The organism is Ruania suaedae (assembly GCF_021049265.1).
Classification (GTDB): Bacteria; Actinomycetota; Actinomycetes; order Actinomycetales; family Beutenbergiaceae; genus Ruania; species Ruania suaedae.
In genome coordinates this window covers 2,574,888-2,599,755 of the sequence record NZ_CP088018.1, presented here as the reverse complement: position 1 = coordinate 2,599,755, position 24,868 = coordinate 2,574,888, and the positions used below count along the sequence as shown (strand labels likewise).

Here is a 24,868-nt window from a genome sequence, read left to right as displayed (position 1 = left end):
GGAGGGGATCGCGAACGTGAGTGCAGGTAGTGCAGTAGGTGCCGTCGTCCGGCCGGTACGTGGCGTGCTGGGGCGGGTGCGGCGCAAGGTGCGTGCCGCGCGGGTGCTGCTCAAGGAGCTGCGCAAGCTCGCTCGCAAAGAGCGCCAGTGGCAGGTGCCGCTCGCGATGCGCCACCCCCGGTTCTGGTTCAAGGGGTTCCTCTCCCGCAGCGCGGTGCTCTACGACCTGCAGCACACCGACCACGGCCAGTACGTCTCCGACCTGCAGCGGCTCTTCCGCACCAAGTACATGGTGCACGCCCGGCTGCAGGACGTCATCAACAACAAGCTGACCACCCACCTGCTCCTGCGTGCCATGGACGTGCGCTCACCGGAGTTGCTCGGTCTCTACTCCCGCGGGGCCGTGCACCCCTTCCCCGCGGAGGGCCGGGTGCCCATCGAGGAGTTCCTGGGCCGGATGACCGAGGGCGAGAAGGTGTTCTTCAAGGTGCTCGCGGGCGCCGAGGGCAAGAACATCGTCGCGGTCGAGAAGGTCGATGCCACCACCGTGCGGGCCAACGGTGAGGCGATGGCACCGGAGCAGATGAAGCAGCTGCTGGGCACCCATGACCGGCCGTTCATCGTCGAGCGCGGCCTGGCCCAGCACGAGGTGGTGGGCGGGCTGTACCCGAACACGGTCAACACGGTCCGGGTGCTGACGATGCTCGATGTGAACAACGGGTACGAGCCGTTCATCGCGCTCGCGGTCCAGCGGATCGGGTGCCGGCGGGCCGAGCCCTCCGACAACTGGAGCCGCGGCGGCCTCAGCTCGCGGATCGATCTGGAGACCGGGGAGCTGGGGCCGGCCACCCGGCTGCCGGACAGCAACGTCAAGGAGTGGTTCGACGCGCACCCGGACACCGGCGCGCAGATCGAGGGCGTGGTGTTGCCGTACTGGCAGGAGACCCGGGACCTGGTGATGCACGCCGCCCGGGTGCTGTCCTTCATGGAGTACGTGGGCTGGGACATCGTGATCGGTCCCGAGGGACCGCTGGTGCTGGAAGCCAACATCAACACCGGCGTCAACGTGCTGCAGTCGCACCAGCCGCTGTTCGCCGACCCGCGGGTACGTGCCTACTACGCCGAGCGCGGCGTCCACACCGAGCTGGGATCCGAACCACCCGCCGTTGTCGTCGAGGAACCGGTGTGACGTGACCACTGACGTGATGCCCGCGTCCGCCGGGCCGATGCTCGGCGTCCTGGGTGGGATGGGCCCGGCCGCCACCGCGGACTTCCTGGCGAAGCTCGCAGCGCGCACGCCCGCCAACCGCGATCAGGACCACATCGCCACGCTGGTCTACTCCGACCCCTCCACCCCGGACCGCTCCGACGCGATGATCGGTAGCGGGCCCGACCCCGAGCCCGCGCTGCGCCGGGGGATCCGGTTCCTGAGCGAGGCCGGTGCCCGTGTCATCGCCGTGCCCTGCAACTCGGCCCACTACTGGTTCGAGGCGATGCAGGACGAGGCGTCCGTGCCGGTAGTGCACATCGTGGACGCGGTGGCGGAACAGATCCGGCGCAGCGGTGCCGACGTGACCCGGCTGGGCCTGATGTCCACCGACGGCACCGCACGCTCCGGGGTGTACTCCCGGCTGGCCGACCATGGGCTGGAGCTCCTGGACCTGACCGACCTGGGCCCGGCGAGCCCGGTGATGTCCGGCATCCGGGCGGTCAAGGCCGGCGACCTGGACGGAGCGCGCGTAGTGCTGACCGAAGGCGCGCGCGTGCTGGCCGAGCGGGGCGCGCAGGGGATCATCTACGGCTGCACCGACATCTCGGCCGTGCTGGGCCCCGCGCCGGCCGGTATCGCGATGCCGGTGTGGGACTCGGCGGATGCGCTGGCGGAGGCCAGCGTCGCGTACATTCGTGACCGGCACGAGCGTGCTGCGCTCAGCGGCAGGAAGACAGGACCAGGAGAGAACGGGCATGGTGCAGTCTGAAGTGACGCCGGCGACCAGAACGGTCACCCTCGAGCGTCTGCAAGCCCTGAGCTATCGCTCGGAAGCCATTGGCCGCGGCAGCAAGCGCCGTCGATTCACCAACGCGATCGTGGTGATCGAGGGCGCGGCCCGTGAGGCGTCTCCGCTCCGCGGGGTCGGCGAGGCGCAGTTCCGCGGAAGCGAGACCGGCGATCGTAACCGACACTCCTGGGAGTTTCTCCAGCAGGCTCTCGGTGTGCTCGGTACCCGCTCGATCGACTGCAGGGACAGGTCGACCGCGCTGCACTCGATCCGGGCGATCATGGACGAGCTGCGAATCCTCGCTCGTCAGACGGACCGTCAGCTGGCCTCCTCCTGGCGGCTCGATCTCCGCTCCGCCAAGCGCCTGGCCCGCGTGGCCGGGCAGCGCGTCGGTGTCCTGGAGGACGTCCCCGCCTACGCGGGCACATTGTTCGGCATCGAGACCGCGCTGCTCGATGTGTGCGCCCAGGCGATGGGGCTGTCGATCTCCGAACTGCTCTCGACGCAGGTGCGCGACGTCCCCGTGCTGGCCCCCGTGGCAGCGGGTGGCATGGGCACCGAGGAACTGATCCACGAGTTGCAGGCGCACCACGACGAGTCCGACTCCGAGCACCCGATCTGGCTCGACTTCGAACGTTCTCTCCGCTACGACGCGGTGCTGGAGCGTGTGCGAGCACTGGTCGCCGCCGCCGGTCGCGGTGAGATCAGTCCGAACCTCGTGCTTCGCCGAGCGTTGCGCCTGCAGGATCTCCACCATCGCCCGGCACTGCTGCGGGAGATCCAGCACATCGTCGAACGTGCCGACCGGGTGAGCCTCACCGTCGCCACCGACCTCTCCGCAGGCGGCCGGGCAGTCATGCGCCACGGGCGTTCTCGCCTGACCCGCGTCGCGGCCCTCCGCCCGGCAGCGGTGGGGGGGATCCTCACCGCTCGCGAGGTGGCGGTCCGCGAGACGGCCCAAGGATCAGGGCGCTTGTACATCGTCGACTCCGAAGCGGGTGGGGCGGTGGCCTCGGCGGCGCTGCGTCAGCTCGCCGCGACCGTGCCCGGCGTCGCGGGCGTGGTCGCTCAGCCGCCCGAGGGACAGGACGGGGCCCGCGGTAGTACCGGCCTGGGTGTCGGCGTGCCCTGGGAAGAGATCGTCGATGCGGTGACCGATCGCATCACCGTGCCCGACGTGCCCGAGACCACGATCGGGCCACAGCCCAACGTCTACCGCGAGGTACCTTTCCTGCAGCCGCTGGGGCCCAACGGCACCAAGGGGCACCTGCTCGAGCGGCAGGCGCTCGCGCTGGGCATGTCGACCGTCCGGTTCTCCAAGGGCGCGTTCTACGCCTCCGACGGCGTCCACGAGCCGCTGCTGTTCAAGTGGAGCCGCTCGCCGATGTCGAGCGCATCGTCGCTGGCGCTCGCCACGCACAAGGAAGCCACCCGGCTGCGCCTGGGCCGGGCCGGGGTGCCGGTGCCGCGTGGGCGTACGTTCCGCAATGGTGACTTCGCGACCGCGCGAGAGTTCGCCGACCTGCTCGGCTATCCCGTGGTGGTCAAGCCGGCCATGGGTGTGCGCGGGATCGGCGTGGTGGCCGGGATCAGCAACCGCACCGAGCTCGAGAGCGCGTTCGACCAGCTGCGCGAGAGCAAGCTGGGCAGCCAGGACTTCATCGTCGAGAAGCACATTCCCGGCAAGGACTACCGGATCGTGGTGATCGGTGATCAGGTGATCGCGGCGATCCTGCGTGATCCGGCCTCGGTGGTGGGCGATGGGGTCCACAACGTGGCCGAGTTGATCATCCGCAAGAACGCCACTCGTCGCCTCAACCCGCACCTGTGGGGGCGCCCGATCCTCTACGGGGCGGCTGCGCGCTATCAGCTCTCACGCGCGGGGCTGACGCTGGAGAGCGTGCCGGAGGCCGGGGACCGGGTGATTCTGTCCAACACCTGCAGCCTTTCGCAGGGTGGTGACTCGGTCGACGTGCTCGATGAGCTGCACCCCAGCATCAAGGAGGCCTCCGTGGCCGCCGTGAAGGCTGTGCCGGGGCTCGCCTTCTGCGGCGTCGACTTCCTGCTGGAGGACCACCACAAGCCGCTCAGCGAGCAGGAAGCCGGCATCTGCGAGCTGAACGCGCACGCCGCCATCGGCAACTGCGAGTACCCGACCTACGGCACGCCCCGTGAGGTGGCCCGCACGTTCATGAACGAGGCGGTGGCGCGTTATGACCTCCAGGTAGCGCCTCAGCACGCCGAGCAGCTGTCGCTGCGCCTGGTGGTGCGCGGCCGCGTCACCGGTGTGGGTTACCGCCGCTGGATGCGGCGTCAGGCGGTCGAGTTCGGACTGACCGGGTGGGTCCGCAACATCAGCCGCAGACGGGTGGAGGTGGTGCTGGTCGGAGAGACCATCGCGGTCAGTGCTCTCGCCGCCGCGGCGGTGCTGGGCTCGCCGCGGTCCCGCCCGACATCGGTCACCACAGAGCACGTTCAGCCGCCCGACGTCACCGACTTCCGAGCGGTCCGCCGCGCACCCCAGGAGTTGACCAGTGTCCGCTGATACCCACGCACTCTCATCGGTCCCCGCCGCGGAACTGGACGGCGTCCTCGCACTGCGGGCAGTACTGCGTGCCGGCCTCGATGCCGAGGTCTACCCTCGGCAGGTCTGCTACGTGCCGGCCGGAGATGGCGCCGAGCTATCGTTCGTCCACGGCCTGCCGGGAACCAGTGGCCTCGGCCCGGTGACCTTCGCCCAGGACAAGCGCATGCGCCGCGGACTGCTGGAGCGCAATGGGGTGCCGGTTCCCTCGAGCGCAACGTTCACGATCGGCAAGGGAGTGAAGGCGGCCAAGCGCACCGCCTCGATCTTGGGCTACCCGGTGGTGGTCAAGCCGGCCGTGGGTGACAACGGCATCGAGACGTTCCGTGACATCCACGACGATGCTGGAATCGATGCGGCGCTGGAGTACCTGCGCAACCCGACGAGTGAGCGTGAGGGGTTCAATCGCTCCGCCTACGGGCTGACCGAGCTCCGCGAGCCCGGTGAGGAGAACGGCCGGATCGTCGTGCCGCCCGGCTACATGTTCATGGTGGAGAAGCAGCTCGAGGGGGAGTACCTGCGGATCCTGGTCAGTGACGGTGAGGTGCGGTCGATCGTGCGGTGCCACGGTGCGCCCAGCGACGGCAGCATGACCGGCGGTGAGGACGTGACCGAGGACGCCCACGAGGACGTCCGTGGCCTCGCACTGCGCGCGAGTGCTGGCCTGCCCGGTCTTGGCCTGTGCTCGATCGACATGGTGGTCCCCGACGTCACGGCTCCCTTCGAGGAGAGCACCGTGGGCGTCGTCGAGTTCTCTGAGCGGGCCGGTCTGTCGGTCCAGGCAAAGGTCGACCCTGCCCTCGCGGAGCGCCTGAGCGAGGAGGTTGTCCACCGGTATGCCTCAGCCTCTGGCTGGACGGTGGCTGAGCCCATCGGTGAGGTGGACGTCGCCTTCGAGGCTCATTCGCTGCCTGACCCGGACCGGGGCGGTGAGGCCATCGCGGCGGCAGCAACTGCTATCGGTCTCGCGAGCGAGATCACCCGGATCGATACGCTCGGCGGACTGGTCGAAGGGCGCTTCTCCGGTGAGGCAGGCTTGATCGCACGACTGACGAACGAGCTTCTCGATGGGGATGTCGAGCAGCAGAGCGTCATGCTGGTGGTGCTGCGCCCACTGACGGGCGCGCATTCCGGCATGTAGGTCAGGCTGTGGCGCTCGATTTGAGACCCGCGACCAGCTCATGTAGCCCGGTTCCGTTGGAGCTCTTCACGAGAATGACGTCGCCGGACTTGCTGTTTGTTGAGATGCTCGCCTCCAGCTCGGCAACGCTTTCCCAGAACTGGATATCCCGGCGGTGCTTGGAGAGTTCGGTGTAGACGCCACGCATGTAGTCGCCATAGAGATGCACGACGGCGGGAGGGTTGTCTCGGAGGTAGTGAACCAGGTCGTCGTGGTATCGCTGGGGTTCGCTTCCCAATTCCAACATGTCGCCAAGGATCGCAACGCTGCGGCGGTCACCGTCCACGCGCTGGAGAAGTGCGGTCAAGGCGGCTCGCATCGAAGACGGGTTCGCGTTGTACGCGTCATCGATCAACGAGACCGTGGCGCCGTTGGCGAGCGTCAATTCACTCGTCTCTCCCCGGCCCGAGAGTGGCAGGAAGTCTGCCAACGAGTCGATGCCTCGTCGCCAGTCACGAATACGGTAGCAACGAAGGGTTGCGAGGACCGCGAGGCTGTTGAGAGCCATGTGGAGTCCCGGTGCGCCGAGGCGATACGACACCTCTTCTCTCCCCACTCGCGCCACGACCCGACCTGAATCGGGATCGTAATCGATGAGGCGAAAGGTCGCGGACGAGTGCTCGCCGTAGGTCACGAGCTGACGACCTTCTGACACTGCATGCTCAATCAAGAGGTCCGCATGGGGTGTGTCGGCGTTGATGATCGCTACGCCGCCGACCGGTGTCCCGTCGAAGATGTGCGACTTCTGCTCGGCAACGCCGCGCAGATCGCCCAGATAGTCGAGATGTGCCTCGGAGATGTTCGTCACGATGCTGACGTCCGAACCCAGCGCGAAGTCGTTTCGCTGGAACGAGCGGAAGGCGGAGCCAGCGACCTCGATCACGTTGTGACCAGCTTGATCGATGCGACAGTAGTGGCTGAGTATTGACGTCGCAATGTTCTGAGAACTCGGCGGGGAAAAGACGCGTGCCGAGTCTCCGGTCGCCGTCAGAGCATGGGTCAGCATAGCTTTGGTGGAAGATTTGCCGGCCGAGCCCGTGATGGTGGCGATGCGTCGGCTGCCGCGCGCATCTCTGATCGCCTCTGCCATTCGGTAGACGGCATCCATGGTGTTGTCGGCTTGAATGACATTCTGGCGTGCCAGGTGGTCCAGTTGAGCAGTCTCTTTGTTGCAGATGAATCCGGCGACACCTGCTTCGATGCAGCGTTGCACGTACTCGGGAGTCTTTTCCTGGTCGATTCCATACTTCTCGATTGCCCCACGTCCCCAGGCCGAGTCGACCAGGACGATGAACTGCCCGGGGCGCATGCTGCGGCGCAAGCGATAACTTACTCCTCGGAACTGTGCTTCCGGGTCGCCGCGGTAGTGGACGTCGCTGCGTGATCCGATCACTTCAACCAGAGTTGCGACGCGCATGACTTCTTCCTGTGGAGGCTCGACGAACTATTCTGAGGGTACATGAGCGACTCAGGGTGACCCGCCCGTCGCTACGGCGCCGATTGAGACCCGCCGCGATTGACCTGGCGGCAGATCCCGGGCCTGGAAGTAGGTCGGCGGAGGCTCAGCGGATACGCACAGTGTTCTCGGAAGATGGCCGGTCAGCTCACAAGCGGTGGGTCTGCGAGGACGTGGTCACGCCTCGCGTGTCGAAGAACGACCGCGCGCTCTCGGCCAACGCCTCGACGTCGTAGGCGTCATGGTTCTGCACCAGGATGACCAGGTCCGCCCCGGCAACGGCCTCGGCCAGATCCGGCACGCGCTCCAACGGCCCGTCGGGCAGGTTCCAGGTGGCCACGGCCGGATCGTGGAAGCTGACCTCGGCTCCCCACTCCTGCAGGTACTCCGCGAGGGGGACGGCCGGGGACTCACGCTGGTCGGCGATGTTGCGCTTGTACGTCACACCGAGCAGCAGCACCCGCGAGCCACGCAGTGCCTTCGCATCCTCGTTCAGGATGTCCTGGGCGCGGCGCGCGACGTAGGCCGGCATGCTGGAGTTGACCTCCTGCGCCAGCTCCACGAACCGGAACGGGTAGCCAAGGCGCGTGCGCACCGTGTAGCTCAGGTAGTTCGGATCGATGGGGATGCAGTGCCCGCCCACACCGGGGCCGGGATAGAAGGCCTGGAACCCGAACGGCTTCGTCGCGGCCAGGTCGATCACGTTCCACAGGTCGATCCCGAGCTCGTGGCAGAACCGGGCCATCTCGTTGACCAGCGCGATGTTGATGTGACGGTAGGTGTTCTCCAGCAGCTTCGCTGTCTCCGCCTCCCGGCTGCCCTTCGCGGGCACCACGGTGTCGATGAACCGCTGGTAGAACGCCGTCGCTCGCTCGGTGCAGGCAGGGGTCACGCCGCCCACCACCTTGGGAGTGTTGCGCACGCCGTAGGTGCGGTTGCCCGGGTCGATGCGCTCGGGGGAGAAGGCGAGGGAGATGTCGGAACCCACGGTCAGGCCCCCCTCCTCCAGCACCGGGCGCACGATCTCCTCGGTGGTGCCCGGCCAGGTGGTCGATTCCAGCACCACGAGCATGCCCGGGCGCAGGTTGCGCGCGATCGTGCTTACCGCTCCGGTCACGGCGCCCAGGTCCGGTGCGCCGTCGCGCGCCAGCGGCGTCGGCACACAGACCACCACGGCGGGAGCCTCGGCCAGGACCGACTCGTCGGTGCTGGCCCGGAATCCGGCCTCCAGCATCCGTTGGATGTCGGACTCTGCGAGATCGTCGATGTGGGAGCGGCCGGCGTTGAGTCCGTCCACCACGTCCTGCTTGATGTCGAACCCGATCACGGACAGGCCCTGCCGAGCCGCCTCCTGCGCCAGGGGAAGGCCGACGTAGCCCATTCCGACGATGACGACATCTGCGCTCACGTGTGCTCCTTCTCGTCCAGCGGGCCCGCCCAGCATACGCGTGGCACCGGGCGCCGACTCCCGGGCGGGAGCTGCGGCTGACGTACTCTGAGACGCATGCCACGAGAGAGTTCCGGCTCGAAGCCGGCGAGCTTGCGGTCCGCGCGCAACTACCTGCGCAAGCGCGGGATCCACACCGGTCTGACCAACTCCCTTCTCGCCGATCGGGCGATGGCGCGGGGCATCGAGCTGCACCCGGACTCCCAGCAGCGACTGACCATGACCCTGGGCGGCACGCTGCGCCGGTTCAACGGCGCCCAGACCAACCTCAACGGCGCACTGGCCCGCCGGTGCGCGCTGCACAAGGACATCACGAGCCGGCTGCTGCGCTCCTACGGGCTGCGGGCTCCCGAGAATGCGGTCTTCTCGGCCGGCGAGGCCGAGCGCGCCTGGGCCTGGGCGGAGGCGATCGCCCCGGTCGTCGTCAAGCCCAACAGCGGCGGGTCCGGGGAGCTGGTGCACCTGAACATCGACGATCGGGATGCCTTCCACGCGGCCTTCACGGCGGTCTCGGACCAGGCGCGGGAGGTGCTCGTCGAACAGTTCGTGGACGGCGAGGAGCACCGCGTGCTGATGGTCTACGGCAAGGTGGCCGCTGCGGCTCGCCGATTGCCGGCGAACGTGATTGGCGACGGCAGGCACACCGTCGAGCACCTCATCACCGCGAAGAACCGCGCGCGGGTGCGCTCGAAGAACCCGACCCACTTCGAGCTCGTCATCGACGAGCTCACCCACCGCGAGCTCGCTCGGCAGCAGCTGACGCTGGAGTCGGTCCCACCGGCCGGCGAGCGGGTCTGGCTGCGCTCCAACTCCAATGTGCACAGCGGCGGTGACGGCGTCGACGCCACCGACGAGCTGTTGCCCGATGAGATCGAGCTGGCCGAACGTGCGGTGCGAGCCATCCCCGGCCTGCGGCTGGCCGGGTTGGACATGCTGCTGCCTCGGGGCGGCCGGGGGAGTGCTCCCTCCATCCTCGAGATCAACTCCAGCCCGATGATCTCCGGCCACCACTTCCCGTGGGAGGGCCAGGAGCGCGACGTGGCGGGCATGCTGATCGACGCCATGAGCGGAGCAGGCCGCACGACCAGCTGACCGCCGGCGGCGGTGGGCCGGCCTCAGTCACGCCCGTACAGGTCCCGCGTGTACACCTTGTGCGGAACGTCGGCGAGATCCTCGTGCACCCGGTTGGAGAGGATGACATCGGCCCGCGCCTTGAACTCGTCGAGGTTGCGCACCACCGGGGAGCGGAAGAAGTGCTCCTCCTCCAGGTTCGGCTCGAACACGATCACCTCGACGCCCTTGGCCTTGATGCGCTTCATGATCCCCTGGATCGCCGAGGTGCGGAAGTTGTCCGAGCCTGCCTTCATCACCAGCCGGTAGACGCCCACCACCTCGGGGCCGCGGCGTAGCACGTCGGCAGCGATGAAGTCCTTGCGGGTGGTGTTGGCGTCCACCACGGCGCGGATCAGGTTCTGTGGCACCTCCTGGTAGTTGGCCAGGAGCTGCTTGGTGTCCTTGGGCAGGCAGTAGCCGCCGTAGCCGAAGGAGGGGTTGTTGTAGTGGGTGCCGATCCGCGGATCCAGGCCCACCCCCCGGATGATCTGCTCGGGGTCGAGCCCACGGGTGGCGGCAAAGGTGTCGAGCTCGTTGAAGTAGGCCACCCGCAGCGCCAGGAAGGTGTTGGCGAACAGCTTGATCGCCTCGGCCTCGGTGGCGTCGGTGAGCAGCACGGGCACGTCCTCGTCCAGCGAGCCCTCCAGCAGCAGGTCGGCGAACCGCCGGCCGGCCTCGGAGCGGTCGCCCACCACGATCCGGGTGGGGTGCAGGTTGTCGGCCAGGGCGCGGCCCTCGCGCAGGAACTCGGGGGAGAAGAGTACGTGGACGTCGGGGTGGGCGGCCCGGATCGTGTCGATGAAGCCCACCGGGATCGTGGACTTGACCACGGTGACCGCGTCCGGATTGATCCGCGCGACATCGGCGATCACCGATTCCACCGTGGAGGTGTCGAAGGAGTTGGTCTCCTCCTCGTAGTTCGTGGGGGTGGCCACCACCACGAACTCGGCGCCCTCGTAGGCCTCACGCTGGTCGAGGGTGGCGCGCAACCGCAGGTTCCCCGAGGCCAGGTAGTCCTCCAGCTCGGTATCGGTGATCGGCGACCCGCCGGCGTTGACCTGGTCCACGCGCGAAGCATCGATGTCGAGCGCGACCACCTCGTGGTGCTGGGCCAGCAGCGCCGCGATGGACAGGCCGACGTATCCGGTACCGACAACGGCGATCTTCACGGCTGGCTCCTTGAGGCCGAAGGTCTGACAGCAGCACCCTAGGGGGCATGGGTGCCCGCGGGGGAGCCGCTAGCGAATCTCCCGCACCGCCCGGCCCATCGCGGCGACCGTCTCCTCCATGATCGGCCGCGGCGTGGCCAGGTTGTAGCGCACGAAACCCTCACCGGCCTGCCCGCACTGGGCGCCGTCGGTGGTGGCCACGCCCGCGCGGGAGGCGAGGAACGCCGTCGCGCTGGCAGCACCCCCGACCTCGACGCCGCGGAAGTCCAGCCACGCCAGGTACGTCCCCTCGGGCGGGGTGTAGCGAACGCCGGGCAGGTGCTCGGCGACGAGCTCCGCCAACCGCCGGCGGTTGCCGTCCAGGTACTCGAGCACCCCGGCCAGCCAGGGCTCACCGGCGGTGTAGGCGGCGGTGTTGGCCACCACCCCTAGATTCGCCGCGCCGTGCTCGAAGGACTTGCCGTGCTCGCGCCACAGCGCCCGGTCCGCATCGTTGGAGGCCACCACCTGCGCACACTTCAGGCCCGGCAGGTTCCACGCTTTCGAGGCCGAGGTCGCCGTGAGCGTGTGCCCGGCGGCCGCCTCGTTCACCGAGGCGTACGGCACGTGCCGCCCGGGGGAGTAGACCAGCGGTGCGTGGATCTCGTCGGAGAACACCCGCGCCCCGTGCCGCTGGACCACCTCACTGATGGCCACCATCTCCTCGGTCTCGAGCACCCGGCCGATCGGGTTGTGCGGGTTGCACAGCACGAGCAGCCCGCCGCCGTCGGCGAACGCCGCATCAAGGGCCGCCAGGTCGTAGACGTAGCGCCCGCCCTCGCGTGCCATCGGCACCTGGATGATCCGCCGGCCGTGCAGCAGCGGCACCGTCAGGAACGGCATGTAGGCGGGCGTGGGCAGCACCACCGCCGAATCCGGCTCGCAGAAGAAGTCGATCGTCAGCTCCAGCGCGGCGAGCACGTCCGCGACCGGGTGCACATCGCCCGGATCCACCGTCCAGCCGTAGCGCCGGCCCGCCCAGTCGGTGTACGCCTCGCTCATCCGATCCGACATCGCCGCCGGCAGGTATCCGAAGACGCCGGCGTCCACGGCCTCGTGCAGCGCCCGGGTGATCGGCTCGGCCGTGCCGAAGTCCATCTCGGCCACGAAAGCCCCAATCTTGCCGGGGAACGCGGTCCACTTCACGCTGCCGGCGGCGCGCAGCTGCTCGATGGTGAGCTCGTCCAGGGACTGCATCTGGTGGGCATCCATGGCCCCATCCTCTCCCAGGACGCGTGCCAGACCGCAGCACCCGCAGGGCCGGGTGCACCGGATGCGAGAATCTGCCGGTGACCGCAGCCGTCGAGCACTCGACCGCCCGCCGCGCCGTCGGCGTGCTCATCGCCAGCAACCTGCTCGGCGGAGTGGGTGTGGCCTCCGGTGTCGCCGTGGGCGGGCTGCTCGCCGAACGCCTCGGCGGCACCTCCGTGGCCGGCCTCGGTCAGGCCGCCAGCGTGCTCGGGGCGGCCATCGCCGCCGTGCCACTGGCCCGGCTGGCAGCACGAGCGGGCCGACGGCGGTCCCTCGCCCTGGGATACGCCCTCGCCACGGCGGGGGCCCTGACCATCCTGACGGCCGCCGTCGTCAATCAGCTCGTGGTGCTCCTGCTCGGCCTGGGCCTGTTCGGGGTGGCCCAGGCGGTCAACCTGCAGTCGCGCTACGCGGCCGGGGAGAACGCCGGGGCCGGCGCCCGTGGGCGCACCATGGCGATCGTCATCTGGGCCACCACCATCGGCTCGGTCGCCGGGCCGAACCTCACCGACCCGGGCAACGCCGTCGGCATCGCCGCCGGCCTCCCTTCGCTCGCCGGGCCGTATTTGTTCTCCGTAGTCGCCTTCGCCCTCGCCGGGATCGTCATCGCCGTGCTCTACCCACGAGTCCCGACGGCGCAGCCCGCCCCCGCCGTGGCGGGGGCCGGGGAGCCGGAACGGTCGGCCGAACCGGTCGGCACCCTGGCAGCCCTGCGGTGGGCGGGCCGGCATGCGGTGGCGCGCTACGCCGTCGGGCTGATCGCCTGCGCGCACTCGGTGATGGTCATGGTGATGGTGATGACGCCGGTGCACCTGGCCCACCACGGCATGTCACTGACGGTGGTGGGGGTGGTGATCAGCCTGCACATCCTCGGCATGTTCGGCCTCAGCCCGGTGTTCGGGTGGTGCGCCGACCGGTTCGGGGGCGTGCGCACCGGCGCCGGGGGGATGGCCGGGCTGGTGGTGGCGCTGGTGCTCGGCGTGGTCGCGGCCCAGGACTCGGCCGGGGGAGCGATGACCGCCGTGGCGCTGACGGTGCTCGGGGTGGGCTGGTCGGCCTGCGTGATCGGTGCCTCCGCGCTGCTGGCGAGTACCGCCGAGCACGTGCGGGTGCCGCTGCAGGGCGCCACCGACGCCGGGATGAACGGCGCCGGGGCGCTCGCGGCCGCCCTCGCCGGCCCGATCCTCGCCTGGGGAGGGTTCACGGCGGTGAACATCGCCGGGGCGGTGCTGCTGGTGCCGGCGGTGGTGCTGCTGGTGGGGGCGCTGCGGGTGCGGGCGTCCGGGGCGGTGCCGGCGGATACCCTGACTCCATGACTTTCTCCGAGCTCCCCGGTCAGTACAAGGTCCGCGATCTGTCCCTCGCGGCCGCCGGCCGCCACCAGATCCGCCTCGCCGAGCACGAGATGCCCGGGCTGATGGCGTTGCGGGAGGAGTTCGGCGAGTCCCAGCCGCTGCGGGGAGCCCGGATCGCCGGATCGCTGCACATGACCGTGCAGACCGCCGTGCTGATCGAGACCCTCACCGCCCTCGGTGCCCAGGTGCGCTGGGCCAGCTGCAACATCTTCTCCACCCAGGACGAGGCCGCCGCCGCTGTGGCGGTCGGACCGCACGGCACTCCCGAGGACCCGCGCGGGGTGCCGGTGTTCGCGTGGAAGGGCGAGAGCCTGAGCGAGTACTGGGACTGCACCGAGCAGATCCTGCTCTGGCCCGAGGAGGGCCCCAACCTCATCCTCGACGACGGCGGCGACGCCACCATGCTCGTGCACGAGGGGCGCCGGTTCGAGCAGACCGGGGCCGTCCCCTCCGACCCCGAGCCCGGTGAGCCCGGCCACTCCGAGGAACTGATCGTCTTCCGCAACGTGGTCCGCCGCTCCCTCGCGGCCGACCCCCGGCGCTGGACCACCATCGCCGGCCGCATCCGTGGCGTCAGCGAGGAGACCACCACCGGCGTGCACCGGCTCTACCAGCTCGCCGCGGCCGGCGAGCTGCTGTTCCCGGCGATCAACGTCAACGACTCGGTCACCAAGTCCAAGTTCGACAACCGCTACGGCATCCGCCACTCCCTGCCCGACGGCATCAACCGCGCCACCGACATCCTCATCGGCGGCAAGGTCGCGGTGGTGTGTGGCTACGGCGACGTCGGCAAGGGGGCGGCCGAGGCGCTGCGCGGGCAGGGCGCCCGGGTGATCGTCACCGAGATCGACCCCATCTGCGCGCTGCAGGCGGCTATGGACGGCTACCAGGTGGCCCGCCTGGAGTCGGTGCTCGATCAAGGTGACTTCTTCATCACCACCACCGGCAACGTCGACGTCATCACCGCTGATCACCTGGTCGGGATGAAGGACAAGGCCGTGGTGGGCAACATCGGCCACTTCGACAACGAGATCGACATCGCGGGCCTGGCCCGGGTGCCCGGGGTGCGGCGCGAGGAGATCAAGCCGCAGGTGCACGAGTGGGTGATTCCGGGCGATGAGGGCCAGGAGGCGAAGTCGATCATCGTGCTCTCCGAGGGCCGGCTGCTCAACCTCGGCAACGCCACCGGCCACCCCTCGTTCGTGATGAGCAACTCCTTCGCGAACCAGGTGATCGCCCAGATCGAGCTGCACGACCCCACCGCCGACTACGACCTGAGCGTGCACCGGCTGCCGAAGGTGCTCGACGAGAAGGTCGCCCGCCTGCACCTGGACGCTCTCGGCGTGGAGCTGACCGAACTGACCAAGGACCAGGCCGAGTACATCGACGTCGACGTCTCCGGCCCCTACAAGTCCGATCACTACCGCTACTGAGAAGCGCGGCGTGATCCCAATCACTCTCCGGCCCGGGTGAGGTTAGGCTCGCCTTCGCTAGGTTAGGCTCGGCTAATACCGACCTAACCGAGGAGAACCTGCATGTCAGTGAAGCGCCCTGTGGCCCTCATCTCGCTCGCGGCGGCGACGTCGCTCGCCGTGGCGGCCTGCGGTGGCCCCGAGACCGCCGCCGGATCCGACGGGGAGTCGACCGAGACGGTCACCTTCACCTGGGACCGCAACACCGCCGGTGAGGACGAGGACCCGCAGTACGAGGAGACCAGTGTCGAGGCGCCGGTGAACCCGGAGACCATCGTGGCCTTCGACATCGCGAGCCTGGACACCGTCGGTGCCCTCGGTGGCGAGATCGCCGGTGCGCCGCTGGACAACGTGCCGGACTACCTGGCCGACTACCTCGCCGAGGATGCCTTCAACGCCGGCACCCTCTTCGAGGCCGACCTCGTCGCGATCGAGGCCCAGCAGCCCGACCTGATCCTCGTCTCGGGCCGCTCCTCGGCGCTGTGGGAGGACCTCAACGAGATCGCCCCCACGGTCGACCTCAGCCCCGCCGGCAGCTACCTCGAGACCCTCGAGCGCAACACCACCTTCCTCGGTGAGGTGCTCGAGGCCGAGGACGAGGCTGCCGAGGCGGTCGAGAGTCTCAACGCCCAGATCGAGGACGTGCGCGCCCAGACCGCCGAGCTCGGCACCGGCCTGGGTCTGATGGTCTCCGGCGGCAGCCTCAGCGCACTCGCCGCCAGCGGCGGCACCGAGGGCGGGTTCACCTACCGCAGCGGCATCATGTACGACGTCTTCGGCGTGGAGCCGGTGATCGACGACATCCAGGGCGCCACCCACGGCGAGCCCGTCTCCTTCGAGTTCGTGCTCGAGGAGAACCCCGACCACCTGTTCGTCATCGATCGCGACCAGGCCGTCGGCACCGAGGACGCGCAGGCCGCCGCCGAGGTGCTCGACAACGACATCATCAACGAGACCGCGGCAGCCCAGAACGACCGGATCCACTACCTCAACCCGGTGGCCTGGTACATCGTCTACGGCGGCCTGGACACCACGCAGGTCATGATCGACGACATCTCGGCCGCGCTGTAAGGACCAGCGAGCCACCTCCTGTGTCGACTCCGACCACTTACGCGCCCACCCCGGTCCGCTCCGCGCGGACCGGGGTGGGCGTCGTCATCGGGGCGGCGCTGGTGCTGCTGGCCGTGGCGAGCGTGTTCACCGGTGTCTCCGACGTCACCCCCGCCTCGCTGCTGCGGGCCGACGCCGACTCCCACGCGCAGTTCCTGCTGTTGGTCAGCCGCATCCCGCGGACCGTGGCGGTGCTGCTCGTGGGCGCCTCGCTCGGGATCGCGGGGCTGATCATGCAGATGATGGTGCGCAACCGGTTCGTCGAGCCCAGCACCACCGGCGTCACCGAGTTCGCCACCCTCGGCATGCTCGGCTGCATCATCTTCGCCCCGGCGCTGCCGGTGGTCGGCAAGGCCGGTGTGGCGGCCGTGTTCGGGCTGGTCGGCACCTGGGTGTTCCTGCAGGTGATCAAGGCCATACCGGTGCGCCAGCTCGTGCTGGTGCCGCTGGTGGGCATCATGCTCGGGGGAGTGGTGGGCGCCTTCACCACGTTCATCGCCTACCGGATGGACCTGTTGCAGTCGCTCGGGCAGTGGGCCCAGGGCAGCTTCGCCTCGGTGATGGCCGGGCGCTACGAGCTGCTCTGGCTCGCCGGCGCGATGGTGGTGGTGGCCTGGGTGGCCGCCGACCGGTTCTCCGTGATCGGGCTCGGCGAGGACTTCGCCACCAACCTCGGGCTGAACTACCGCCGGGTGATGGCCGTGGGGATGGTGGTGATCGCCGTCATCACCGCCACGGTGCTGGCCACCGCCGGGATCGTGCCGTTCCTCGGGCTGGTGGTGCCGAACGTCGTGAGCCTGATCATCGGTGACAACTGCCGCCGGGCCATCCCGTGGGTGGCCGGGCTCGGCGCCGTGTTCATCCTCGCCTGCGACATCCTCGCCCGCGTCGTGCGGTTCCCCTACGAGATCCCGCTCTCGGTGATCGTGGGCATCCTCGGCGCCGGCATCTTCCTCTGGCTGCTGCTGCGGAAGGGGTCCCGTGCTCACTGACCGCGAGACCGCAACCCCACCCACGGCGGTATCGGCGCCGCGCCGGCCGGCGGCCGGTCGTGGCACGCCACCACGAGGTCTGCGCCACCTGTGGCAGCTGTGGCACAGGCCTGGGGTGCGACTGGCGGTCCTGGGCTGCGCCGTCGTGCTCCTCGTGGCCACCTACCTGCTCACCGACGTGCCCGGATCGCTGGCGTTCGCCGTCAAGATCCGGGGCATGACGGTGCTGGCGATGCTGGTGGTCTCGATCGCGGTGGGCACCTCCACCGTGGTGTTCCACACGATCACCGCCAACCGCATCCTCACGCCCTCGATCATGGGCTTCGACGCGTTCTACGGCCTGACCGCCACCGCGATGGTGTTCTTCCTCGGGTCCGCGGCGTTCCTGAACGCCGACGCGGTCACGCTCTGGATCGGCCAGGTGGTGGTGATGGTGGCCTTCAGCGTGCTGCTGTTCACCTGGCTGTTCGGGGGCAAGCGGCGCTCCCTGCACCTGATGCTGCTGGTGGGGATCGTGCTGGGCACCCTGCTGCGGGCGCTGGCGGAGTGGATGCAGCGGATGCTGGACCCGCTGGACTTCCAGGTGGTCACCGATGCGATGTTCGCCTCGCTCAGCCGGCCCGACGAGACGTTGCTGATGCTCACCGGCGCTCTCGTGGTGGCCGGCGTGGTGGCGCTGATCCCGCTGCTGCGGATCCTGGACGTGCTCACGCTCGGGGAGTCGATGGCGGTCGGGCTCGGGATCGATCATCGGCGGGTGGTGATGGGGCTGTTCGCGATCGTCTCGGTGATGGTGGCCGCCTCCACCTCGATGGTGGGCCCGATCCTGTTCTTCGGTCTGATCGTGGCCAATCTCGCCTACTCCTACGTGGGCAGCTTCCGGCACCGGTTCACGCTGCCGGCCGCCGTCGGGCTGGGCATGGTCTGCCTGGTGGGCGGGCAGCTGGTGCTCGAGCGGATCTTCGGCTTCGGCGGCGCGCTGGCGATGATCATCGAGTTCGCCGGCGGCCTGTTCTTCCTCTACCTCGTGTTGCGAAAGGGGGCACGATGATCGTGCTCGAGGGCGCCACCAAGCGCTACGGCCCGGCCACGGTGCTCGACCACGTCTCGCTGACCTTCGGCGGCGAGGGCGTGACCGCGCTCATCGGCCCCAATGGGGCCGGCAAATCCACCCTGTTCGGCGTGATCGGACGGCTGATCCAGGCCGAGGAGGGGCGGGTGAGCATCGATGACCTCGACGTGGCCACCGCACCCTCGCGCACCCTGGCCACCCGGCTGGCGGTGCTGCGCCAGGACAACCACATCGCCGCCCGTCTCACGGTGGAGGACCTGGTGGAGTTCGGCCGGTTCCCCCACTCGCGCGGGCGGACCACCGCCGAGGACCGCGAGCACGTGGAGCGGGCGCTGGACTACCTCGACCTGCAGCCCTTCCGCACCCGGTTCCTGGACCAGCTCTCCGGCGGGCAGCGCCAGCGGGCGTTCGTGGCGATGGTCCTCGCCCAGGACACGCGGTACGTGCTGCTGGACGAGCCGCTGAACAACCTCGACCTCAAGCACGCGGTTGAGATCATGCGGCTGCTGCGGCGGATGGCCGACGAGCTCGACAAGCGGGTGGTGGTGGTGCTGCACGACATCAACGTCGCCGCCCGCTACTCCGACCGGATCGTGGCGATGCGGGAGGGGCGAGTGGTCTGCGACGGGCCGGCGGCCGAGGTGATGGACCCGGCCGTGCTGGAGTCGGTCTACGACATGGCGGTGGACGTGCGTGAGATCGACGGCCGGCTGGTGGCGCTGACGGCTGGGTGAGTCCGGCCGGTCGGCGGGCCCTCAGTAGGGGATGGGCCGGGGCCGGGCCAGGTGCCGGCGGGTGGCCAGGATCGCGGCGAGGTGAGCGGTGGTCGTGGGCCAGTGCTGCCAGATCTGGGAGAAGCTCAGCCGGCTCGTGTCCAGCCCCTGCATCCTCGCTGCCATGTCCCGGCGGCGGTCGTTCTCGTACTCCTGCCGCGAGCGGTGGTGGGCGGCGCTGTCGGCCTCGATGATCCACCGCCCGACCAGGAAGTCCACCGTGCCCACCCCGGGGATGGCGACCTGCTGGGCGAACCGCACGCCCCGCCGTCGTAGCCAGCGGGCGATCCGGGTCTCCGAGCCGGACTGGCTCAAGGCGGTGACGTTGCCGATCGCCGACGTGACGCGCACCGGCAACCCGGCCAGGATCACGTCCGCGTCGGTGGGGGTGATCCTGCCCCGGGTGAGCGCGGACTCGAACAGGATCGCGGCGCTCTCGGGGATCAGGCAGCGTGCGGCATGGTCCAGGCACAGCGGTAGGCCGGCCACCGGGTCGGGTCCGGGCCAGGCATCCAGACGCGGGCCGTGCGGGACCCAGCCGGCCGGGACATTGCCGCGGCGGGCGTGGACGTGAGAGCGGGAGTGCTCGGGCAGCCACAGGTCATGCAGGCGGGCCGCGGAGAGGCAGGTCAGGCGGGCGCCGGCGCTGACGGCGGCGACCGCGGCGGTATCGGCATCGGGCCGGGCGTACCAGCCGCGGGCGACGTGCAGCAGCCGCCCATGGGCGAGCAGATGGCGGAGCCGGCGCCGGTCGATCCCGCGTGCCCGCAGCTGGGCGGGGGAGTAGAGCCCGACATCGAGTGAGGGTGAGGTGGTCATGCCGGTCAGCCTGGTGATCCGGAGGCGGGGGCGTCGGCGGCCCGGGTGGGGGTTGTGGATGACCGGACAGGCACGGATGCGTGGGGTGCGCAGCGATGCTGCCGCAGATCGGCGCAGCCGTGTCGATCGGGTCAGCGCGGCTCGCGCGTGCGGCCCCCGGGTAGTGCGAACAACCACGGCGCACCGACCCGCCGGGCGAGGTCGTAGAGGGCGGTGGAGGCGGCCACGAGTGCGACCGTGAGGAGCGGGAACAGCAGCACGTTCAGGATCGGACTCGTCAGGGGCAGCACGGCCGTGCCGTCGCCGCGGCGGACCGCCACGATGACCCCGCTGAGCAGGATCGGGTGCAGTACGTAGATCGCCAGCGTGCGCCCGGCCAGATAGTGGCCCAGGCGCCGGGCCGGGCCGGCACGGGAGGCCAGGACGGCGAGCTGGAGGGCGGCGACGAGGCCGAGCACGTTCAGCGCGAGATTCAGCAGGTCGGTGATGCTCGCGGCCATCCCGGCGAAGTAGAGCGCCCAGGCGATCACCACGTACAGGGCCGTCGCCGTGGCCGCGCCGGCCCACGTGGCGCGGGTGGCGATCTGCGTGACCACCGGCCGGGCGAAGCACCCGAGGAAGTACCACACTGCGAACGAGGCGGCCCGGGAGGCGTTCGTGGCAAGCGCGTCCGGGGCGCCCAGGGCGTCGGTCAGGAACGAGCCCACCAGGGGAGCCAGTCCCACGGCCGCCACGGCGCCCAGCAGCAGGAGGTGAGGGAATCGTCGTAGCAGCCGGGCGATGACGAAGTAGACCACCAGGACCGAGAGGAACCAGTAGGCGGTGCCGCCGAACGGGATCGCCTCCAGGCTCCGCCGCATGTAGCGGACCGGCTCCTCGGGGTCGTACCGCGGGGCGCAGAGGACGGCGAACAGCACGCTCCACAGCAGGAACGGCCAGAGCAGGTTGCCGATCCGCGGCCGCCACAGCGCCGACCAGGGGCGCTGGATCGCGCCGCCGGCGAGCAGCCCCGCGGTCAGGAAGAACAGCGGCATCCGCAGCGGAATCATCGCCAGGCTCAGATCGCGCCACCAGGCCACCACCGCACTGGTCGAGTCCGGTAGCAGCTGAGGGGCACCGGCGACGCTGACGTGGTAGTGGACCACGAGCACGATGGCGGCCGCCTTGGCGATGTCGATCCAGGGCAGTCGAGAGGAGGTGCCGGCCTGCTCCGACATCATCGGCTCCTCCCTGCCCGGGTCTGGCTGACCGCACCGACACGCATGCGTGGGGTGCGGGACCATGGTGCCGCAGACTGACGCAGCCGTGTCGTTCCGGTCAGCGGGGGCGCGGCGGGGGCTGGGGTAGTCGGTGCGGGGTGGGACCTGCCGGAATTGCTGGAACTGCTGGAACTGCTGGACGAGCTGGACCGGCCCCGTCAGGACCAGTCGGCGATGCCGTAGGGGAGGTGGCGCATCCGCTCGGCTTCCTCGTGCTCGGTGGCTTGGCGGCGCGTGGCGGCGGCGTACTCCCGGTCCCGGCGGGCCACGAGCACAGCGGCCAGGAACCGCTCCGGGTGCGTGCCCCAGGGGGGCGGGGGAGCGACGTAGGGCTCGATCGCCGCCGCGAGCGCCTGCGCCGCCTGCTGGCGCGGTTCCGGTCGCATCGAGCTGGTGCGGGAGAGGAAGATCCGCGCGTGCAGGGCCGGCGCGGCCGGTAGCCGGCGGATGTCGGCGCGCTCGGCCCAGGCAGCCAGATCCGGCGGCATCAGCAGCGGTGCGCGCACCCCGGTTCCGGACCTGCTGCGCACGGCGTAGGTGCCCGCCAGCAGATCGCCGAGGCGCTTGCCGCGGGCATTCACCAGCGAGGTGATGATCGCCAGCGAGCCGAAGCTCACCCAGATCTCGATCGCCCCGGCCAGGGCCCGGACGAACGCCTGCCGGAAACGCACCGGCCCGCCGTCCTCGCGCACGATCCGCACGCCGGTGGCGACCTTGCCGGCCGACAGGCCCCGGGTGATGGTCTCCACGGTGGTGGGGATGAGGACGATCGCGGTGACCAGCGCGAGGATCATGGCGGTGTTGGCCTGGGCCGTGTTGGAGGCCAGCGAGAGGCCGATGATGAGGACCAGCGCCCCGCCCAGGCCCTGGACGGCCACGTCGATCAGCCCGGACCCGACTCGGCTGAGCAGCATCGCCGGCCGTGCTTCCAGCGCCACCGCCTCGCCCGTGACGATCAGGTCGGTCGGCAGCCCGACCGGGCGGAACGGGTCCGAGGGAGCCGTCGTTCCGCCCGCACTGCTCGCGCGCCCGGCACCGCCTGAGCGCCCTGCACCGCCTGAGCCACCTGAGCCACCGGAGCCAGCCGGACCAGCCCGATCCGCCGCGGCTGGCTCGCCCGGCTGGCCCGGCCCGGCATCGCGCGTGGCGGAGGTGGCGTACGGGTTCGCCCCGCCGGCCCGGCTCGCCGGTGGCGTCGCTGAAGAGTTCATCTATGGCAGATTAGCCGGTATGGATCTGGATGCGTTCGTCGCGGTCAACGCCGCGCGGTGGGACCGGCTGGACCGCCTCACCCGCGCCCGGCGCCGTACCGGTGCGGAGGCGGACGAGCTGGTCCACCTCTACCGGCTCACCGCCACCCACCTCTCCCAGGTCCGCACGAGCGCACCCGATCCCGAGATCATCGCCCGGCTCAGCGGCCTCCTGGCGCGGGCCCGCGGGGTCGTCGCCGGGGCGCACGAACCGGCCTGGAGCGACATCACCCGGTTCGTCGTGATCTCCCTGCCGGCCGCCTTCTACCGGGCGCGATGGCTGACGATCGCCGCGATGGTGTTCTTCTGCGCGGTCGCACTGATCGCCGGTCTGCGCGCGAGCGCCGATCCCGGGCTGCTCGCCCAGATGGGCACGCCGAGCGAGCGCGAGCAGTATGCGGAGGAGGCCTTCGCCGCCTACTACTCCAACTATCCCGCTCCCGACTTCGCCGCCCAGGTCTGGACCAACAACGCCTGGATCGCCGCCCAGTGCATCGCCGGGGGGATCACCGGGGTCTTCCCGGTCTACGTGCTGGTCCAGAACGCCGTCGGGATCGGCATGGCCGGGGCGGTGATGGCCGAGCACGGGTACCTGGACGTGTTCTTCGCGCTCATCCTCCCGCACGGGCTGATGGAGCTCTCGGCCATCTTCATCGCCGCCGGGGCCGGCCTGCGATTGTTCTTCGCCTGGGCCTTCGCCGGTCCTCGCACGCGCAGCCGGGCCCTCGCCGAGGAGGGCCGGTCGGTCTTCACCGTCGCCATCGGCCTGGTGGTGGTGCTCGGCGTGAGCGGGCTGGTCGAGGGTTTCGTGACCCCCTCGGCCCTGCCCACCGGCGTCAAGATCACGATCGGCGCCCTGGTCCTGGCCGGCTACTGGATCTACACGATCGCGCTGGGCCGCCGTGCGGTGCGCGACGGTGAGACCGGGGACGTCCGGTCCGAGCACGCCGAGGACACCGTCGCGATGGCGGACTGAGAAAAGTTCCGATTTCCGCGTCATAGTCGAGCGTTCAACAAGGTCTCTTCAGGTAGTCGCCCGTTTCCCCCACGGGCGTGCCCTGACCGCCGTGCCCCGGCACGAGGACGAGAGACGGAATGCCCACTGTGACCTACCCCCGCTCTGCCACCCCGGCCAAGCAGCGAGTGATCGACGCCGGCATCGAGCTGTTCGGCCGCGAGGGATTCGACGCGGGCATCCGGGCGATCGCCGCCCGGGCCGGTTCCGCGGTCGGACTCGTGCAGTACCACTTCGGCGGCAAGGAGGGTCTGCGCTCCGCCTGCGACCGGCAGGTCTATGCCGCCCTCGATGTCGCCCTGCCCACCCACTTCCACCGCGCCGGCCTCGTCGCGCTCGAACCGGACGATCTGCCGCTGCTGGGGCACATCCTCCACTACCTGATGCGCAGCCTGGGGGAGGGCGGCCCGCTCGCCCCGCAGGTCGTCATGCGGCTGGCGGCGCACGTCCAGGGCCTGACCGGGGTGAGCCCCGAGGGTGGCCCACAGGTGCTGCAGCACGCGCGGGAGACCGTCCGGTTCGGCCTGGGCGCGACGCTCCTCGACTACGCGATCGCCCGCCCGCAGAGCCCGGAGGAGGCCGTCGCCTTCGTCCGCCGCGCCTGGGAGAAGGAGTTCCTGCCGCTGATCCTCGGGGCCGGCGTGCTGGGCAGACCCGAGCTCCGATGAGCGCTGTGGACCGGGCCACCCCGCCGCGCCCGCGCTGACCGGAGAGACACGGCTGCGCCGGTCTGCGGCGGCATGGCCCCGCACTCCACGCATGCATGTCGGTGCGGTCAGCGGATCCGGCCGGGGAGAGAGGCGTGCCGGGCGCGGGCCGAAGGTAGTTTAGATTTCTAGTAAACGGCGGGTAGTCTGAGTGAACATCCTGACCCCGACCGTGCCACGGCACGAGGACGCGAGCGAGTTCCGTGACCCCGACCTCCCGCACCCCGACCAGGGAGCACCTCCTGGCCGTCGCCGTTGAGACCTTCGGTAGCGACGGCTTCGAGGCAAGCATCCGCACCATCGCCGCCCGCGCCGGTGTGGCGGTCGGACTCGTGCAGTACCACTTCGGGGGCAAGGCCGGCCTGCGTGAGCAGTGCGACCGGCTGGTCTACACGGTGATCGACGAGGCCGTGCCGCGCCACTTCCACCCGGACCGCCTGGCGGCGATGGACCGCGACGACCCGGTGCTGGTGGCACCGTTCGTGGACTACACCTTCCGGAGCCTGGCTCTGGGCACGCCGCTGGCCCACCAGATCGTCACCCGGCTGAGCGCCCATGTGCTGTACCTGATCGGCACCGGCTCACCCGAGGACGTCTCCCGCGCGCGGCAGATCGTTCGCCACGCGCTCGGTGCCACGCTGCTGGACTTCACCGCGAAGCGGCCACGCACCAAGGACGAGGCGCACGCTTTCGTCCGGGCCGCCTGGGAGCAGGAGTTCGTCCCGCTGCTGAGCGCTCACCCCTGCGCCGCCTGAGCAACCACAGCAACCCGAAAGCGAACGGGCCCGGATCGCCGAGGATCCGG

Annotated in this window: 21 protein-coding genes; 14 read left to right on the top strand and 7 right to left on the bottom strand. The window is 70.0% G+C overall.

The window, feature by feature from the left end:
* The first annotated feature begins 16 nt into the window (after nucleotides 1–16).
* The 4 genes from LQF12_RS11905 to LQF12_RS11890 are packed head-to-tail and all read left to right on the top strand — an operon-like array spanning nucleotide 17 to nucleotide 5,725.
* Nucleotides 17–1,189, top strand: a complete 1,173-nt coding sequence (locus tag LQF12_RS11905; protein WP_231053149.1) for a sugar-transfer associated ATP-grasp domain-containing protein — start codon at nucleotides 17–19, stop codon at nucleotides 1,187–1,189.
* 1 nt (nucleotide 1,190) lies between these two features.
* Nucleotides 1,191–1,979, top strand: coding sequence for a cysteate racemase (gene cuyB, locus LQF12_RS11900; RefSeq protein WP_231053148.1), 789 nt, complete (start codon nucleotides 1,191–1,193; stop codon nucleotides 1,977–1,979).
* A complete protein-coding gene (locus LQF12_RS11895; protein ID WP_231053147.1) occupies nucleotides 1,966–4,545 on the top strand; it encodes an acylphosphatase in 2,580 nt (859 codons plus the stop codon). The genes cuyB and LQF12_RS11895 overlap by 14 nt, the downstream gene beginning before the upstream one ends.
* The gene (locus LQF12_RS11890) at nucleotides 4,535–5,725 is read left to right on the top strand and encodes a hypothetical protein (RefSeq protein ID WP_231053146.1); all 1,191 of its coding nucleotides are present in this window, start codon (nucleotides 4,535–4,537) and stop codon (nucleotides 5,723–5,725) included. Before LQF12_RS11895 ends, LQF12_RS11890 begins: the two co-directional genes overlap by 11 nt.
* Nucleotide 5,726: 1 nt before the next feature.
* Here LQF12_RS11890 and LQF12_RS11885 read toward each other — a convergent pair whose 3' ends face one another.
* Both LQF12_RS11885 and LQF12_RS11880 read right to left on the bottom strand, forming a co-directional pair.
* Nucleotides 5,727–7,181, bottom strand: coding sequence for a UDP-N-acetylmuramoyl-tripeptide--D-alanyl-D-alanine ligase (locus LQF12_RS11885; RefSeq protein WP_231053145.1), 1,455 nt, complete (start codon nucleotides 7,179–7,181; stop codon nucleotides 5,727–5,729).
* Nucleotides 7,182–7,368: 187 nt separating this feature from the next.
* Nucleotides 7,369–8,628, bottom strand: a complete 1,260-nt coding sequence (locus LQF12_RS11880) for a nucleotide sugar dehydrogenase (RefSeq protein WP_231053144.1) — start codon at nucleotides 8,626–8,628, stop codon at nucleotides 7,369–7,371.
* A 96-nt stretch (nucleotides 8,629–8,724) separates the two neighbouring features.
* Here LQF12_RS11880 and LQF12_RS11875 point away from each other — a divergent pair, with 96 nt between their 5' ends.
* Complete coding sequence (locus LQF12_RS11875) at nucleotides 8,725–9,759, top strand: ATP-grasp domain-containing protein (RefSeq protein ID WP_231053143.1); 1,035 nt, start codon at nucleotides 8,725–8,727, stop codon at nucleotides 9,757–9,759.
* 23 nt (nucleotides 9,760–9,782) lie between these two features.
* Here LQF12_RS11875 and LQF12_RS11870 read toward each other — a convergent pair whose 3' ends face one another.
* Both LQF12_RS11870 and LQF12_RS11865 read right to left on the bottom strand, forming a co-directional pair.
* Nucleotides 9,783–10,949: a nucleotide sugar dehydrogenase gene (locus LQF12_RS11870; RefSeq protein WP_231053142.1), complete on the bottom strand. Its 1,167-nt coding sequence runs from the start codon at nucleotides 10,947–10,949 to the stop codon at nucleotides 9,783–9,785.
* A 69-nt stretch (nucleotides 10,950–11,018) separates the two neighbouring features.
* Nucleotides 11,019–12,200, bottom strand: coding sequence for a MalY/PatB family protein (locus tag LQF12_RS11865; RefSeq protein WP_231053141.1), 1,182 nt, complete (start codon nucleotides 12,198–12,200; stop codon nucleotides 11,019–11,021).
* A gap of 77 nt (nucleotides 12,201–12,277) precedes the next feature.
* On the opposite strand from LQF12_RS11865, the gene LQF12_RS11860 reads away from it, so the two are divergent.
* From LQF12_RS11860 to LQF12_RS11835, 6 genes are all read left to right on the top strand, one after another.
* Nucleotides 12,278–13,555, top strand: a complete 1,278-nt coding sequence (locus tag LQF12_RS11860; protein WP_231053140.1) for an MFS transporter — start codon at nucleotides 12,278–12,280, stop codon at nucleotides 13,553–13,555.
* Complete coding sequence (gene ahcY / locus LQF12_RS11855; RefSeq protein WP_231053139.1) at nucleotides 13,552–15,027, top strand: adenosylhomocysteinase; 1,476 nt, start codon at nucleotides 13,552–13,554, stop codon at nucleotides 15,025–15,027. The genes LQF12_RS11860 and ahcY overlap by 4 nt, the downstream gene beginning before the upstream one ends.
* Nucleotides 15,028–15,129: 102 nt before the next feature.
* Nucleotides 15,130–16,137 carry a siderophore ABC transporter substrate-binding protein gene (locus tag LQF12_RS11850; RefSeq protein WP_231053138.1) on the top strand — a complete coding sequence of 336 codons (1,008 nt, stop codon included), beginning with the start codon at nucleotides 15,130–15,132 and terminating at the stop codon, nucleotides 16,135–16,137.
* A gap of 20 nt (nucleotides 16,138–16,157) precedes the next feature.
* The gene (locus LQF12_RS11845; RefSeq protein ID WP_231053137.1) at nucleotides 16,158–17,168 is read left to right on the top strand and encodes an ABC transporter permease; all 1,011 of its coding nucleotides are present in this window, start codon (nucleotides 16,158–16,160) and stop codon (nucleotides 17,166–17,168) included.
* A gap of 115 nt (nucleotides 17,169–17,283) precedes the next feature.
* Entirely contained in the window at nucleotides 17,284–18,219 is a 936-nt protein-coding gene (locus LQF12_RS11840; RefSeq protein ID WP_231053136.1) for an iron chelate uptake ABC transporter family permease subunit, read from the top strand.
* A complete protein-coding gene (locus LQF12_RS11835) occupies nucleotides 18,216–18,974 on the top strand; it encodes an iron ABC transporter ATP-binding protein (RefSeq protein WP_231053135.1) in 759 nt (252 codons plus the stop codon). The genes LQF12_RS11840 and LQF12_RS11835 overlap by 4 nt, the downstream gene beginning before the upstream one ends.
* 21 nt (nucleotides 18,975–18,995) lie before the next feature.
* Here LQF12_RS11835 and LQF12_RS11830 read toward each other — a convergent pair whose 3' ends face one another.
* The 3 genes from LQF12_RS11830 to LQF12_RS11820 all read right to left on the bottom strand — a co-directional run bounded on the left by LQF12_RS11830 (nucleotide 18,996) and on the right by LQF12_RS11820 (nucleotide 22,302).
* Nucleotides 18,996–19,832 carry a type IV toxin-antitoxin system AbiEi family antitoxin domain-containing protein gene (locus LQF12_RS11830; RefSeq protein WP_231053134.1) on the bottom strand — a complete coding sequence of 279 codons (837 nt, stop codon included), beginning with the start codon at nucleotides 19,830–19,832 and terminating at the stop codon, nucleotides 18,996–18,998.
* 131 nt (nucleotides 19,833–19,963) lie between these two features.
* The gene (locus LQF12_RS11825; RefSeq protein WP_231053133.1) at nucleotides 19,964–21,052 is read right to left on the bottom strand and encodes an acyltransferase family protein; all 1,089 of its coding nucleotides are present in this window, start codon (nucleotides 21,050–21,052) and stop codon (nucleotides 19,964–19,966) included.
* Nucleotides 21,053–21,249: 197 nt separating this feature from the next.
* Entirely contained in the window at nucleotides 21,250–22,302 is a 1,053-nt protein-coding gene (locus LQF12_RS11820; protein WP_231053132.1) for an RDD family protein, read from the bottom strand.
* Between the two features lie 19 nt (nucleotides 22,303–22,321).
* Between LQF12_RS11820 and LQF12_RS11815 the strand changes: the two genes are divergently transcribed.
* The 3 genes from LQF12_RS11815 to LQF12_RS11805 all read left to right on the top strand — a co-directional run bounded on the left by LQF12_RS11815 (nucleotide 22,322) and on the right by LQF12_RS11805 (nucleotide 24,818).
* Complete coding sequence (locus tag LQF12_RS11815; RefSeq protein ID WP_231053131.1) at nucleotides 22,322–23,317, top strand: stage II sporulation protein M; 996 nt, start codon at nucleotides 22,322–22,324, stop codon at nucleotides 23,315–23,317.
* A 119-nt stretch (nucleotides 23,318–23,436) separates the two neighbouring features.
* Nucleotides 23,437–24,024: a TetR family transcriptional regulator gene (locus LQF12_RS11810; protein WP_231053130.1), complete on the top strand. Its 588-nt coding sequence runs from the start codon at nucleotides 23,437–23,439 to the stop codon at nucleotides 24,022–24,024.
* Between the two features lie 242 nt (nucleotides 24,025–24,266).
* Nucleotides 24,267–24,818: a TetR/AcrR family transcriptional regulator gene (locus LQF12_RS11805; protein WP_231053129.1), complete on the top strand. Its 552-nt coding sequence runs from the start codon at nucleotides 24,267–24,269 to the stop codon at nucleotides 24,816–24,818.
* Nucleotides 24,819–24,868 lie beyond the last annotated feature (50 nt).